The following is a 14,314-nucleotide window of genomic DNA, read 5'->3' as shown; positions in this document are numbered from 1 at the left end:
GACAGAATATTAAATAAAATAGTAGGGAAACTTAAACATTAAGTTTCCCTTTTAATAAAACCGGCAAATGATTCTCTGCATCACCCACTCACAGGATTTTTATAATATTGATATTTTTTTCGAATATCTGAGCTCCAAAAATATTCCTTATTTCAGATTGAATTCCGACCGCCTTAACCATCTTCAGAAGATCAGCATCTATGAAAACTCATTTGAACTGACAGATGAATCAGGAAATACAATCCATTCTGATGATATCAGAGGAGTATGGCACAGAAAAGCATGGAGGATCAGTGCTCCTGAAGAGCTGGATCAGGATTATGAAAGGATTTTCCTCAACGAATATGGAAGCCTGAGGTATAATCTGATAACGGCTTTGGAAAATATTCCGTGGATCAACCCTTATGAAAACGAAAAGAAAGTGGATGGAAACAAGATATTTCAGCTGAAAATTGCACAAAGAAATAACTTAACCATTCCCAAAACCATTTTCTCCAATGATGAAGAAAAAATAACGACATTTTTCCATCAGTACTGTCGGGGAAAAGCCATCGCAAAACTTCATGGGGTAACCGCGAAAACAATGTCAGGAGAAAACATGATTTCGACTACGGTTATTGAGGAAGAATCCCTTGAACACCTTTCTGATATTGCATACTGCCCAATGATTTTCCAGCCTTATATTGACAAAGAATATGAACTGAGAATTGTCTATGTAGACGGAGATTTCTTCACAGGAAAGATCAATAACAGTGAAAATGCAGACTGGAGAGTAGCCCGTGAAGGGTATTTCTGGTCAGCCTATGAACTTCCTGAGACTGTAAAAGCCAACCTTAGTTCCATGATGAAAGAAATGGGGCTTTATATAGGAGCTATCGATATGATCAAAGGGAGAGACGGAGCTTACTATTTCCTGGAAGTCAATCCGCAGGGAGAATGGGGAATGCTGCAGAAAGAGCTGGGATTTCCCATTGCAGAAAGAATTGCCGACAATCTTATCAAAAGAATCAATTTCCATGAATAAAATTTTAATTATAACACATACCGCAGATAATTTTTCCATTGAAAAAGTAACAGAATATATTGAAAAAAATAACTGTGAAGTCATCCGGTTTGATGTTGATGTTTACCCCTTACAAAATAAACTTTCCACTATTTTTCAGGATGGAGAATGGGTAAGTTTTCTTGAAACTCCTGAAGCAAAGCACCGTTTGGATGACATTTCTGCCATTTGGTACCGGAGAGCTTACAATATCGGAAAAGGATTGAAAGAAGAAATGGACAGTAAATTTTACGGGGCCGCAATGGGAGAGATCAGGAACACTCTTTTTGGCTTCTTCGAATCGGTGGATGCTTATTCTTTAGGAAAGCCAAGTGTATACCGAAGACTGGACAGCAAGGAAGAACAGTTGAAAATAGCAGACAAATTAGGATTGACAATTCCTGCAACCTGCCTTACCAACAACCCTGATGAAGCCAGAAAATTTATTCTGAAGCATCAGAATGTAGTAGCCAAAATGCAGACCGGTTTTGCCATCTATGAAGACGGTGTAGAAAACGTTGTGTTTACCAATGTTGTAAGCGAAGATAAACTGGAAGAGCTGGATTCACTGCTGTATTGCCCTATGCAGTTTCAGCAGATGATTCAAAAGAAAAAGGAACTTCGTATTACCATTGTGGGAAGAGATGTCTATGCATTTGAAATAGATTCCCAGCAGTCTGAAGATGCAAAAATAGACTGGAGAAAAGATGGAATCAATCTCATTGATAAATGGAACAGAACAGAACTTCCGGCAGATGTAGAAGCAAAATTGCTTGAGCTTCTTGATGTTTACAATGTAGACTACGGAGCCATAGATATGATTGTTTCTCCTGAAGACGAATATTACTTCATCGAGATCAATGCTGCCGGAGAATTCTTCTGGCTGGATAATCTTACAGAAGGAAACCTTATTTCCAAAAGCATTGCAGACGTTTTGTGCGACAAGGCTCCAAGAAGAAATAATGAAGTAATGGCTTAAAAAACAAAGCAATTTTTAATCATAGAAGTCCTGAAAGCTGTCAATTCTTTCAGGACTTTTATTTTTAATGCTCAGCTGTGATCAAATTTTTTCTGTTTATTGATTTCTGAATGATAATATTGGTTAAATTAAATTGAATTATGCTTTAAAAATCGCAAATTTGCAGAAGCAGTTTTTCTGAGGCGTTTTTATAGATCCGGAAGAATTGCCGGATAGAAAATATTGTTATATTTTAGTCAGCAATCAAGTAAATAATTAATGATTTTTGTAACGGGTGCTACCGGAATCCTGGGAAGAGTAATTGTACTGGAACTTCTTAAAAAGGGGAAAATGTACGGGCTTCCAAAAGGCCGGGAAGCAATTTAAACGAAGTAAGGCATTCATACGGCTTTTATACGGAGAATCCTGATGATTTTTTTAATAAGATCGAATGGGTAAACGTAGATTTTGATGATCTCGACTCTTTGAAAACTGCATTGCAGGGTGTAGATGAGGTGTATCATTGTGCCGCAAAGTGAGCTTTCATCCGAAAGATGAAAAAGAGATGTACCATACCAACATCAAGGGTACAGAAAACCTGCTGTATGCCTGTGAAGGATCTGACGTTAAAAAATTTCTTCACGTAAGTTCCGTTGCTGTTCTTGATAATTTTAATGAAAAAGGAGAATTAGATGAAGATTCTGACTTTAATCCAAAACTGGAACACTCTGCATATGCTATTTCAAAACACTTATCTGAAATGGAAGCATGGAGAGCTTCGGCAGAAGGTATGAATGTCATTATTATTAATCCGGGAATGATTGTAGGTAGCGGAAACTGGAACCAAAGCAGCGGAGAACTTTTCTCTACCTTTGAAGACAATGGCTTTACCTTTTCTGGAGGCTCTGCTTATGTTGACGTAAGAGATGTAGCCAATACTGCAATCGGGCTCATGGACAATAATCTTTTTGGAGAGCGGTTTATCATTGTTGCAGAGAATAACAGGTATGCCGACCTTGCAAAACAGATCAGATCCCGTCTTGGACTTAAGGAAGCAAAAATTCTTACCCCAACTCAATTAAACATTGGGAGAATAGCCAACATCCTTTTCGGATGGCTGATTCCAAAACTGAGAATGGTGACCAAATCCAATATCGAAGCCATATCTTCATTCAACACCATTTCCAATCATAAAGTCAAAGAAAAGCTGAACTACCAGTTTATTCCCGTAAATGAAAGTATAGACTTTCACCTGAATAATTATATTAACGACAAAAAGCTGAAGAAATGAATCTTGCAGAGGCAATTATCCTTAAAAATGTAGAAAAACATCCTATAAAAGCGGCTATCGGATTTAAAAAGAAAGATGCAGCCTGGAAAGAGCTGAGCTGGAAAAAATTCAGTGAGATTATTTTTAAAACAGCCAATGCTTTAAAAGAAGCCGGTGTTCAGGAAAATGACAGAGTCGCTATTTATTCAGATAATTCGTCCGAATGGATGATTATGGATCTGGCTTCAATGGCTATCGGAGCTATTACGGTACCTGTTTATTCTACCAATAACGCAGAACAGGCGGAACATATCATCAACGACTCAGGTGCTAAAGTTGTTTTAGTAGGAAACCAGATGCAGTATGACGCCTGCCTGGAACTTTTACATAAAGAGGAAAACAATCTGGAAACGATTATTATTTCCAAAAAAGCAGTATGGATCAAGAAAGAATTCAACAGCTTTTATCTTGAGGATTTCATCGCAAAAGCTTCACCAAAGCTGGAGATCTGCAAGAGAGAATATGATGATACAGCCACATTAATCTATACCTCCGGAACCACCGGAATTCCGAAAGGAGTAATGCTTACCCACGGAAATTTTATCAAAGCGTTCGATTCTCATTTTGAATTTTTTAAGTTTAAAAACTTTGAAGAAGAATTATCGCTGGCATTTTTACCGTTAAGCCATGTGTTTGAAAGAAGCTGGAGCTTACTTTGCTTATATGGCGGGGCGCGTGTTTATTTCCTGGAAGATCCTAAAAATGTAGCTAAAGCACTGGAAGAAGTAAAACCTACAGCGATGTGTGCTGTACCGAGATTTTTCCAGAAAGTATATGCCGGAGTTCTGGAAAAGGCAGAAGAAGGTTCATCTTTGAAAAAGAAAATCTTTGACTGGGCCCTTAAAACCGGATGGGAAACAGCCGAGCTGAGAAGAAATGAAAAACCGGTTCCTTTTGGATTAAAACTGAAAGAATCTGTTGCTGATATCCTGGTCTTCAGTAAAATTAAAGAAAAAATGGGCGGAAGACTTTGGTTTTTACCATGCGGTGGCGCATCCCTTTCTCCGGAAGTTACCCGTTTCTTTGAATCAGTGGGAATTCATGTAACTGTGGGCTATGGGTTAACTGAAACTACCGCTACATTAACGCTATTCCTTTAACTCATTTTGAACATGGTACCAGCGGAAAACCATTGCCGGGCGTAGAAATGCGTATCGGGGAAAATGACGAGATCCAGGCAAGAGGGAACGGAATTATGAAAGGATATTACAAAAAGCCTGAAGAAACCAGAAAGTGTTTACCGAAGACGGATGGTTCAAAACCGGTGATGCAGGGAAGTTTGATGATAAAGGAAACCTGATCATTACGGACAGGATCAAAGATCTTATGAAAACGTCCAACGGAAAATATATCGCTCCGCAACAGATTGAAAACCTTTTAACAAACAATAATTTTATTCAGCAGATTATGCTGATTGCAGAAGGGAGACAGTTTGTTTCAGCGTTGATTGTTCCTAACTTTGAGTTTTTGCAGGATTATATCAAAAAGAATAATATCCCTTTTACCAGTTGGGAAGAGGCTGTAAAAAATGAAAAGGTAATAGACTTTTACAAGGAGAAAATTAAAGAATTACAAAGCCACCTGGCAGATTATGAAAAGGTGAAGAAATTTACCTTAATGCCGGCAGAATTTGATATCAATACAGGAGAAATAACCCCTACTTTGAAGGTCAAAAGAAATGTGGTAATTAAGAAATATGCAGATATTATAGAGAAGATGTACTAAACAGTACCTTTAAATTGAAATATGACGACACAAGAATTTACAGGAAAAGAAAATTTCACCATTCATACACAAACGGTTTCAGAGAGCTGCCCGTCTAATATTGCCCTGATTAAATACTGGGGGAAATATGCTGATCAGATGCCAGCCAACCCAAGTATCAGTTATACTTTAAATCATTGTAAAACCAATACTTCAATGGAATTTGTGGCTAATGAACCTTTTTCAGTACAAACTTTCCTTGCCGGAAACGAAGAGGTGAGGTTTGCCGAAAAAATTGAAAAATATTTCAGAAATATAGCGCAATACCTTCCATGGATTTTAAAAGGTAAATATATCATCAGAACAGAAAATACATTTCCGCACAGTTCCGGGATTGCAAGCTCTGCTTCAGGATTTGGAGCGATAGCAAAATGTCTTATGGCTTTGGATGCTTCATTTACAGAAAAAACTTCTGAGGAAGAATCTTTGAGAAAAGCTTCCTTTTTGGCAAGATTGGGAAGTGGAAGTGCATGCAGAAGTCTTTACAATGGGCTTGTAGTGTGGGGAGAAACGGATGAGGTAAAAGGGAGTTCCGATCTGTTCGGGGTGCAGTATCCGGATGCTGAAATTCACGAAGTATTCAAAAACTTTAATGATTGGGTACTGTTGATTCATGAAGGGCAGAAAAGTGTTTCTTCAACCGTAGGACACGGTTTGATGAAGCTGAATCCTTATGCGGAACGAAGATTTCAGGAGGCCAGGGAAAACTTTGTTCCAATGAAAGAAATCCTGAAAAGCGGAGATATGGAGCGTTTTATCAAGCTGGTAGAACACGAAGCGCTTACACTGCATGCTATGATGATGATGAGCGATCCTGCTTTTATCCTGATGAAAACAGGTACCTTGGAAGTCATTAATAAGATCTGGGATTTCAGAAGAGAGACCGGATCCCCTTTATTCTTTACGTTGGATGCAGGAGCCAATGTTCATCTTCTGTTTCCAAACAATGGTTCTGAGGAACAGATCAAAGCGTTCATAGAAGCAGAATTATTACAGCACACCCAGAAGAATGGAGTCGTGAAGGATGTGATGAAATTCTAATATGAAAAAGAAGAGACTTTATATTCTTGTTGCTGTTGCCATTGCTTTATTACTTATGTTTTTTGCTGAATATGAGGAAGGTCCGGTAAAAGTAGCTTTTGGCTGGAACAGGACAATCAATTGGGCTGGAATTTTGGATTCTGATAAAAATATTTAATAGGAGTGGGCTTTAGCCCACTTTTTTTATTAATCTTCAGTAACAACAGCTTCGCGTTCTCCATCTTCTTTCTTTCCTTCCTCAATCATGATTTCTGCTTCTGCTTTTTCTTCAGCGGTCGCTGTTTCAATCAGTCCTTCCTGTTCATCATTGTGATGATCTATGAAAAATTCGCAGTATACCGGAAGGTGATCCGAACCGAAATTATCCAGGGTCTTCAGCTGTTTGATAAAAATATCTTCACTGTGAAACATCAGATCAATAGGAAATCTTAAAAGACGATACTTTGCATGGAAGGTAGAAACGAAAGAATGTCCTACTCTCGGATCTATCAGATGACTGGTTTTCCTGAAAAGAACAGATGATCTTGACCACGCGACGTTATTGAAATCACCTGCCACAATAACTGGCTTTCTGATGTCTTTTATACGTTTGGCAGCACTGAGAAGATCGCCATCCCTTTCCTTTGACGTTTCTTCTTCTGTAGGACTCGGCGGTGGAGGATGTACACCGAAAAAAACAAAAGAGAACCCATCAGCTGTTTTCATATGAATTTCAATGCTTGGAATATCATCAGCCACAAAATAATGAGTCTTGGCTTCTTTAATTTCAACCCTTGAATAGAAATGCATACCATAGGTATTTTCAAGAGTCACTTTATGCTGGTAAGGATATTCTTTTTCCAGTGGTCTCATTGCTTTTTCCCAATCGCCGTTACTTTCCATCGTCATGAAAAAATCCGGATGATGCTTTTTAACAAGGCTGGAGAATCTCTCATATTCCTTATTGAACTGATACACATTAGCCGAAATAAAATGCAGCTTGTCAGAAGACTTGCGAAGCTGTCTGTGTTTTTTTACAGGATACAGAGGAGTATATCTTACGAGAGTCCGGCTGTGATAGACAAACAAGGCCAGTAAAAAACCCTGATAATACCATAGATGTTCTTTCATATCGATGATAAGCCCAAAAAGAAAAGTGAAAAATATAAGATATGTAACCTGTATTTTAGCAAATTCAGGAACCCGGAATATCCAGTGGGAATGCTGAATTCTGGGCAGTATAGTCATGACCAGTAAAAGTATGGCCAGGGTCATATAAATAATCCACATGAGAAACTCTGAAATAATTTGGTTACAATTTAAGGAAAATGAATCTTAAAATTTATTGATCAATGTAAATTTTATTTTATCTATTTTTATTGATCTAAATCTGTTCCATGAATAAAATAGTTGTGTTTTTCTTCTGATCGGTATTTCAGGCTTCGGTCAGCAGAATAAAGATATTGAAAAACCTGTCCGTAACTTATTTCTCGGCATGAAAAATGCAGATCCGGAGCTGGTAAAATCTGCCTTTACGGAAAATGCGGTCCTTCAAACCATAACAAAAGACGGTACTGTAAAAAGTGACAGTGTACAGGATTTCATTGCTTCAGTCTCAAAATTTCCCAAAGGCGATCTGGATGAAAGAATTATCATAGAAGCTGTTCATACAGACGGAAACCTGGCGAGCGTTTTTACGCCTTATTCCTTTTATTTAAAGGGAAAGTTATCACATTGCGGAGCTAATAGTTTTCAGCTGGTAAAGCAGAATAATGAATGGAAAATTCAGTATATTATTGACACAAGAAGGAAAGATAACTGTAAAGAAATACAATAATAAAGTTGAATTCAGAAATAATTTAAAAGTAAAAAATGAAAATCCATCATATTGCCATTATCTGTTCAGATTATGCTGTTTCAAAGAAGTTTTATACAGAAGTTTTAGATTTAAATATCATTCGGGAGGTATACCGTGAAGAAAGACAGTCTTATAAGCTTGACCTGGCCATCGGAGATCATTATGTGATTGAGCTGTTCTCTTTTCCTGATCCGCCACAGCGCCCTTCACGCCCGGAAGCATGCGGATTAAGGCATCTTGCTTTCTCCGTAGAAAATGTTACAGAAAAACGTAACGAGCTCATCAGAAAAGGGCTTGTTTGTGAAGAAATCCGTATAGACGAGTTCACCGGAAAAGAATTTTTCTTTACCCAGGATCCGGACCAGCTGCCTTTAGAGTTTTATGAAATGTAAAATTAGTGTGCGTAACCGGTAAGGAAACTCACCGCCATAATAGCTAAAACAATAGAGGAAATGACTACATAGACGTAGTCTTTTTCTTTTAAATAGCCTATCAGAGCGAAAACAATCCTCATCAGGGGAGTAATGATCAATAAAAGAATACCCAGCTGAATGATGGCCATACCTTCTCCTTTGCACAGAGAATCCCAGAAGTATCCCCATATCTTTTCAGAAGAAGTACCTACCACAAGGCTGGTGTAGTTTTCAGGCATTTTAAAACCTTCGAAGAACAGCTTGATAAAACCGATCAGTGATGTAGCCACAGATAGAATAACACCCAGTCTCAGAAGATTTCCTACGGAACGGTTCAGATCTACATCTGTAAAATTCTTTTTCATTATCTGAAACTTTTGTTGATACCGTTATACATCATATAAACCGAAAGGATGGTAATCACAATGGCAAAAAATACTTTTAATTTTTTGGTTTTTGATACCATCAGTGTTTTTGAACCGATGAAACTTCCGATGACCACTCCAATCAGTACCGGAGCTACAATTACCGGAATAATTTCTCCCCGCTGGAAATAGATCAGTGCACTGGCTACTGCCGTTACTCCGATCATGAAGTTACTGGTTGTTGTAGATACTTTGAAAGGCAGTTTCATCATATTATCCATGGCCAATACCTTCAATGCTCCGGAGCCTATTCCTAATAGCCCGGACATGGCACCAGCAAACATCATCATTAAAAATCCGGGAACGGTATTTCTTGCAGAATAGCTTTTCAATACGCCTTTATCCGGAAATGTTCCATATAATTTCAGTTTATCTTCCAGGCTTCCTTTGACCAGTGGCTCCTGATGATCCGGTTTTCCTTTAAGATTTAAAATAACCGTTAAAAGAAGAATACTTGCGAAAATAATTCCGATGGTATTCGGATTAAGCATTCCCGAAACAAGGGCACCGATGATAGCTCCTGCTGTAGTGGCTATCTCGAGAAACATCCCGATTCTCATATTGGTAAAGCCCTCTTTCACGAAAGCTACAGCCGCACCGGAAGAAGTTCCGATCACAGAAATGAGCGAAGCACCGATAGCGTAATGCATTGGAACGCCGAAACCCAGCGTTAATAAAGGAATAATGATAACTCCTCCTCCTAAACCCGTAAGTGAACCTAAAAGACCAGCGGAAATTGCGCCAAGGAAGAGTATGATAATTTCTGACATACTACAAATAATGTTACAAATATAAAATTATTGTGCTTGTCTGCCAAACATTTGAAAAAGATAAATTTAACGTATTTTTGTATGCATGAAAAATCAATTGAAATTATTTTATGTCATTCTGGGGGCAACACCTCAGGGAAGGAATATTGAGCAGCACGATGTTTTCTTCGGAATTGCAGAGAACCTGAAAGACCTGGTTCCGGATATGAAAGACTTTTGGAAGGAAGCGGATGGGAAAATCCATGTAGACTGTTATCAGGAAGTACAATTTGCTGACGGATATGAAGTGGAGATTGTAAACAAGGGAGAAAAGTCATCTGAAGACCAGCTGTTTTTCTCAATTTAGGAGGGTACAAGCCTGGTTTCTTTGAAGAATTTCATGAGCAGCACTTAATGGCAGGGCCATCCATGGGAGAAATCGTAAAAAGAGCAAAAGCTACTGAATTTTATCAGACGATGGGTTTTGAAGGAGCTGTAAGCCACATTGATGATAAGCATGGGGTAGATATCGACGATATTTTTAATGTGAGCGATATTCTTCCTGCCCATATGAAAGAAAAATATTCCATCATTCTTAAAAAATCTGATGCAGAAAATCAGAAAAACCCGATGGGACTTGGTTATTTAAAAATTGATAAGATCCAATAAGAATAAATCTAATAAAAATAAAAAATGAAAATAGGAATTCTGGGAGGCGGGCAGCTGGGAAGAATGCTGATACAGAGTGCACTGAAGTATGATGATGAGTTTTATACTCTGGATCCTGCATCTGATGCACCATGTCACAATATCTCGTATTTTACGCAGGGAAATTTCAATGACTATGACACGGTTTTGAACTTCGGAAAAGATAAAGATGTTGTAACCATTGAAATAGAACACGTAAATGCGGATGCATTGGCAGAACTTGAAAAGCAGGGGATAAAAGTGGTTCCCAATGCCAATATTATCAAAACCATCCAGCAAAAGATCCTTCAGAAAGAATTTTATAAAGCTCACAATATTCCAAGCCCGGAATTCCAGGTGGTATGGAACAGTGATGAAAAGATTATCATGCCGTTACCATTCGTTCAGAAAATGAATACTGGCGGATATGACGGGAAAGGAGTTCAGGTTATCAGGACGGAAGAAGATTACCAGCACATCTGGACAGAAGCTTCGGTTATAGAAAGCCTTGTGGATATTGATAAAGAACTTTCTGTTATTGTTGCAAGAAACGAAAAAGGAGAAACCAATATTTTCCCTGTAACGGAAATGGTGGCAGACCCGAAACTGAATCTTTTGGACTTCAATGTATGCCCGGTACTTTTAACAGAGGATGTTCAGAACCAGATTGATTCCATTACCGAGAAATTTTTAAATGCGGTTAATTCTCCGGGATTATTTGCCATCGAATTATTCCTTGATAAGGAAGGAAAAGTATGGGTGAATGAAACAGCACCAAGACTTCATAATTCAGGACACCAGAGCCAGGAAGGTAATACCAATTCGCAGTTTGAGCAGATGTACCGTGTGGTAAAAAATTTACCCTTAGCTGATACCGATGCCATTACATACAGCGGAATGCTGAATCTTGTAGGAGCTGAAGGATATGCCGGAAAAGTAGTCTATGAAGGAATAGAAGATGTCCTTAGACTGCCTGAAACCTACATCCATTTATACGGAAAAACAGAAACCAAACCGGGAAGAAAAATGGGACATATCAATGTCCTTGCAGATTCCAGAGAAGAGCTTATGGAAAAGCTTGTCATGGTGAAGGGAATGGTAAGAGTGATTGCTGAGTAAATCATTTTTCAAATATAAAAAGGAGTGGTTTTATCTTTAAAACCGCTCCTTTTTTGTTGTGTAATCATTCATAAACGGGCTAAAGCCCGTTTATGAATGATTATAATTCAATTGGCTTTAGCCGAAATCTAAATTAAGTTTCGGCTAAACCAAACGCATTCATGTTGTTTATATCGGGCTAAAGCCCGACCTTATTGATGAGTGAAATTTTTTAATGATCTGATAAAAAATGGTTATTCGCAGATGAGTAACTTCCAGCATCCTTCTTCCAGCTTCCAGCCTATCACCTTTTCTTTTATTTAAAAATCTTCTGAATCACATTCCCAATCTCCACAAAATCCCCATGATTTCCTACAGAACGTACCTCGGGACTGTTTTTATCATATTCAGAGAAGGGGAAAATCAGCAGATAGTTGTTATCACTGAGGTTTCTGTTCAGAAGTTCCGGAATGAGTCTCATTCTTGGAATATAGGATTTCATCCCCCGTTTAGCCATCAGGATAATCAAAGCTTCATCATCCTTTAATCCGGCTGCGGTCCTTTCCCCATCCTGCCATGTGTTCATGATGATAAATTCTGCTTCTATATTGGCTTTTTTGATAATTTTCTGAAGAATGTCAATAATATTTTCCGGGGCATAAAAAACAATGGTAGCTCCGGAGTTTCTGGCAATATTCCATACTCTCAACAGTGCATGGAAGAATCCTGCTTCCTGATGGGCATTTTCCGGAATCATTACGGCATATTTCTTAATGGTGGAAAGAGGCTGTGCTGCATGATATACCAGTACATTCACATCATCATTCTGCAGATAACCGTTGTAGAGATTGTAAACGAAAGAGGGAGAGAATCCTTTTTCATCCTCTAACCCGATGATGAGGTCTGTGATTTTCTGCTCTTTAATCACATTATTGACTCCATTGATCACATCATTGTCGTATCTTTTTAAAGCCTGTAGTGTAACATCTGCCGCGGCAGCTGCATCAGCTGCCTGATGAAGAAGTTTTTCAGCATTTTTCACTGAAGATTCATTCTTATCTTCATTGATCACATTCAGGGCAAACAGGTCTTCTGTATTGGAATGGGCCTTGATCAGGATTCCCAGATTCACCATTCTTTCAACCGTTGCTTCATGATTAATAGCTAACAGGATATTTTCTTCCTCATGTGTATTTCCGGAAACGGTATCTTCATTATCGCTTTCAGCAATTTTCTGGGCACTCGCCATCGAAATGAAAGAGGAAATGGTACATGAAACAAGGATTAAGAGGATACTTCCGTTCAGTACATGTTCATTCAACAATCTTACGGGTTCTCCGGTTTCCGTTTCAGAAAGAATAATATTGTATCCAACCATTACTGAAGCCAGGGTGGCAGCTGCAGAAGCGGAACTTAATCCGAAGATCAGTTTTCCTTCCTCTTTGGTGAGTCTGAATGTTTTTTGAGTAGCAACAGCAGAAAGATATTTCCCTCCGATGGAAGCTGCCAGCATAATAGCAGCTACTTCCAGCGTTTCCCAGCTTTTAAAGAACACTTTAAAATCAATCAGCATTCCTACACTGATCAGGAAGAACGGAATAAAGATCGCATTTCCCACAAACTCAACCCTGTTCATTAAAGAAGAGGTGTGAGGAATAAGTCTGTTTAACGCCAAGCCTGCAAAGAATGCCCCGATAATGGCTTCCACACCGGCCAGCTCAGCAAGCATGGCTGCCAGATAAATCATAACCAGTACAAAAATATACTGAGAGATTTTATCATCTACCCGTTTGAAGAACCAGCGTCCTATGATAGGGAATACAATTAATACAATTAATGCAAAAACCACAAAAGACACAGATAATTTGACCCAGAATTCTGTTCCGACGTCTCCCTGAGACATTCCCACAATCACGGCAAGTACCAGTAAAGCAAGAATATCTGTGATCATGGTACCTCCGACAGTAATATTAACTGCTTTGTTTTTTGCAATTCCCAACTTGCTCACCAGCGGGTAGGCAATAAGGGTATGTGACGAGAAAAGGCTGGCAAACAGGATAGAGGTCAGCATTGAAAAATGAAGAATATAGTATCCTCCCAGATATCCTAATACAAAAGGAACTGTAAAGGTATAAATACCAAAAGTGAGACTTTTCCATTTGTTCTTTTTGAAGTCTCCCATATCAATCTCAAGTCCGGCCAGAAACATAATGTAGAGTAGTCCGGTAGTTCCGGTTACTACAATACTGCTGTCCCTGGACAATACATTGAATCCGTTCGGGCCAATGATCGCACCGGCAATAATAAGTCCCAAAAGATGCGGAACTTTAATTTTATTAAGCAGCAGGGGAGCTGCCAGAATGATGACCAGTACCAAAAGGAATTTCAGCACCGGATCTTCTATGGGTAGACTCAGATTGTGTATACTCAGTAAAATCATAAGTGTTTATTTTGTGGAACGTACTAATTCAACAGAGAACTTGGCGGTACAGCCATCAGAAGTGATGGTTCTTGTTCCTTTGATCTTGTTGTCCGAAATATCATTAAGAAGAACGTTCATTTCTACATTCTTTTTGGCTGTAGAATCTGTTTTGAAAGACAATCTGATTTCATTATTCTCAAATTTACCCGTATACAGCCTTACCAGATTATTGTTATTGATAATTTTGGTGACAGGCTGGGTAGGATCATTATCAAATTCCCAGATATCGGTACGCTGGTCACCCACAGCATATTCACTGCAGTTGGATTCTGTACAGATCACTTTTCCGTTCCATGGGCCGGAGATCTCAGCTGGCCATGCAGCAATTACCACAGAATCTTTTTTAGCAAAAATACTGTCTCTCATTTTCAGGAGCGACTGGTATTCGGATTCTTTCTTGGCAAAGAGCTTTTCTTTCTCTAATAATTGTTTTTCCCTGTCTGTCAGGTTCTTTTCCTTCTCTTTGTAATCACAGCTTACCAATAGAA

At 38.6% G+C, this 14,314-nt stretch carries 14 protein-coding genes and 2 pseudogenes; 11 read left to right on the top strand and 5 right to left on the bottom strand.

Annotation, left to right across the window (positions count from 1 at the left end):
* Nucleotides 1-67: 67 nt before the first annotated feature.
* The 6 genes and pseudogenes from OWR28_RS18455 to OWR28_RS18430 all read left to right on the top strand — a co-directional run bounded on the left by OWR28_RS18455 (nt 68) and on the right by OWR28_RS18430 (nt 6,292).
* Nucleotides 68-1,024 carry an MvdC family ATP-grasp ribosomal peptide maturase gene (locus OWR28_RS18455; protein WP_332387951.1) on the top strand — a complete coding sequence of 319 codons (957 nt, stop codon included), beginning with the start codon at nt 68-70 and terminating at the stop codon, nt 1,022-1,024.
* Nucleotides 1,017-2,021 (top strand): MvdD family ATP-grasp ribosomal peptide maturase, encoded by a 1,005-nt coding sequence (locus OWR28_RS18450; protein WP_332387950.1) that lies wholly within the window; start codon nt 1,017-1,019, stop codon nt 2,019-2,021. Before OWR28_RS18455 ends, OWR28_RS18450 begins: the two co-directional genes overlap by 8 nt.
* A 258-nt stretch (nt 2,022-2,279) precedes the next feature.
* Nucleotides 2,280-3,291: pseudogene (locus OWR28_RS18445) on the top strand (NAD-dependent epimerase/dehydratase family protein).
* A pseudogene (locus tag OWR28_RS18440) lies at nt 3,288-5,055 on the top strand (AMP-dependent synthetase/ligase). Before OWR28_RS18445 ends, OWR28_RS18440 begins: the two co-directional pseudogenes overlap by 4 nt.
* Nucleotides 5,056-5,076: 21 nt before the next feature.
* Nucleotides 5,077-6,135 carry a diphosphomevalonate decarboxylase gene (locus tag OWR28_RS18435; RefSeq protein WP_332387949.1) on the top strand — a complete coding sequence of 353 codons (1,059 nt, stop codon included), beginning with the start codon at nt 5,077-5,079 and terminating at the stop codon, nt 6,133-6,135.
* A 1-nt stretch (nt 6,136) separates the two neighbouring features.
* Nucleotides 6,137-6,292: a hypothetical protein gene (locus OWR28_RS18430; protein ID WP_332387947.1), complete on the top strand. Its 156-nt coding sequence runs from the start codon at nt 6,137-6,139 to the stop codon at nt 6,290-6,292.
* 29 nt (nt 6,293-6,321) lie between these two features.
* On the opposite strand, the gene OWR28_RS18425 is transcribed toward OWR28_RS18430, so the two are convergent.
* Nucleotides 6,322-7,389, bottom strand: coding sequence for an endonuclease/exonuclease/phosphatase family protein (locus OWR28_RS18425; RefSeq protein ID WP_332387946.1), 1,068 nt, complete (start codon nt 7,387-7,389; stop codon nt 6,322-6,324).
* Nucleotides 7,390-7,609: 220 nt separating this feature from the next.
* Between OWR28_RS18425 and OWR28_RS18420 the strand changes: the two genes are divergently transcribed.
* Together OWR28_RS18420 and gloA2 are read left to right on the top strand one after the other, a co-directional pair.
* Nucleotides 7,610-7,951, top strand: a complete 342-nt coding sequence (locus OWR28_RS18420) for a hypothetical protein (RefSeq protein WP_332387944.1) — start codon at nt 7,610-7,612, stop codon at nt 7,949-7,951.
* 35 nt (nt 7,952-7,986) lie between these two features.
* On the top strand, nt 7,987-8,364 hold the full coding sequence (gloA2, locus tag OWR28_RS18415; protein ID WP_332387942.1) for an SMU1112c/YaeR family gloxylase I-like metalloprotein: 378 nt from the start codon (nt 7,987-7,989) through the stop codon (nt 8,362-8,364).
* Nucleotides 8,365-8,366: 2 nt separating this feature from the next.
* Here the strand turns inward: gloA2 and OWR28_RS18410 are convergent, their stop codons facing one another.
* The gene (locus OWR28_RS18410) at nt 8,367-8,750 is read right to left on the bottom strand and encodes a DUF1634 domain-containing protein (protein WP_002977601.1); all 384 of its coding nucleotides are present in this window, start codon (nt 8,748-8,750) and stop codon (nt 8,367-8,369) included.
* Complete coding sequence (locus OWR28_RS18405) at nt 8,750-9,580, bottom strand: sulfite exporter TauE/SafE family protein (RefSeq protein WP_131435226.1); 831 nt, start codon at nt 9,578-9,580, stop codon at nt 8,750-8,752. The genes OWR28_RS18410 and OWR28_RS18405 overlap by 1 nt, the downstream gene beginning before the upstream one ends.
* A gap of 97 nt (nt 9,581-9,677) precedes the next feature.
* On the opposite strand from OWR28_RS18405, the gene OWR28_RS18400 reads away from it, so the two are divergent.
* Genes OWR28_RS18400 through OWR28_RS18390 form a run of 3 tightly spaced genes read left to right on the top strand, consistent with a single transcriptional unit; the run spans nt 9,678 to nt 11,365 of the window.
* Nucleotides 9,678-9,926 carry a DUF1543 domain-containing protein gene (locus OWR28_RS18400; RefSeq protein WP_332387940.1) on the top strand — a complete coding sequence of 83 codons (249 nt, stop codon included), beginning with the start codon at nt 9,678-9,680 and terminating at the stop codon, nt 9,924-9,926.
* Between the two features lie 47 nt (nt 9,927-9,973).
* Nucleotides 9,974-10,228 (top strand): hypothetical protein, encoded by a 255-nt coding sequence (locus tag OWR28_RS18395; RefSeq protein ID WP_332387939.1) that lies wholly within the window; start codon nt 9,974-9,976, stop codon nt 10,226-10,228.
* Between the two features lie 24 nt (nt 10,229-10,252).
* Complete coding sequence (locus OWR28_RS18390; RefSeq protein ID WP_332387938.1) at nt 10,253-11,365, top strand: 5-(carboxyamino)imidazole ribonucleotide synthase; 1,113 nt, start codon at nt 10,253-10,255, stop codon at nt 11,363-11,365.
* Between the two features lie 295 nt (nt 11,366-11,660).
* Here OWR28_RS18390 and OWR28_RS18385 read toward each other — a convergent pair whose 3' ends face one another.
* Together OWR28_RS18385 and OWR28_RS18380 are read right to left on the bottom strand one after the other, a co-directional pair.
* Nucleotides 11,661-13,784 carry a cation:proton antiporter gene (locus tag OWR28_RS18385; protein WP_332387937.1) on the bottom strand — a complete coding sequence of 708 codons (2,124 nt, stop codon included), beginning with the start codon at nt 13,782-13,784 and terminating at the stop codon, nt 11,661-11,663.
* Nucleotides 13,785-13,790: 6 nt separating this feature from the next.
* Nucleotides 13,791-14,309 carry a hypothetical protein gene (locus tag OWR28_RS18380; protein WP_332387936.1) on the bottom strand — a complete coding sequence of 173 codons (519 nt, stop codon included), beginning with the start codon at nt 14,307-14,309 and terminating at the stop codon, nt 13,791-13,793.
* Between the last annotated feature and the right edge of the window lie 5 nt (nt 14,310-14,314).

The sequence above is a fragment of the Chryseobacterium sp. 1B4 genome, assembly GCF_036631475.1.
Lineage (GTDB): Bacteria > Bacteroidota > Bacteroidia > Flavobacteriales > Weeksellaceae > Chryseobacterium.
This window is presented reverse-complemented; position numbering and strand designations above follow the sequence as displayed.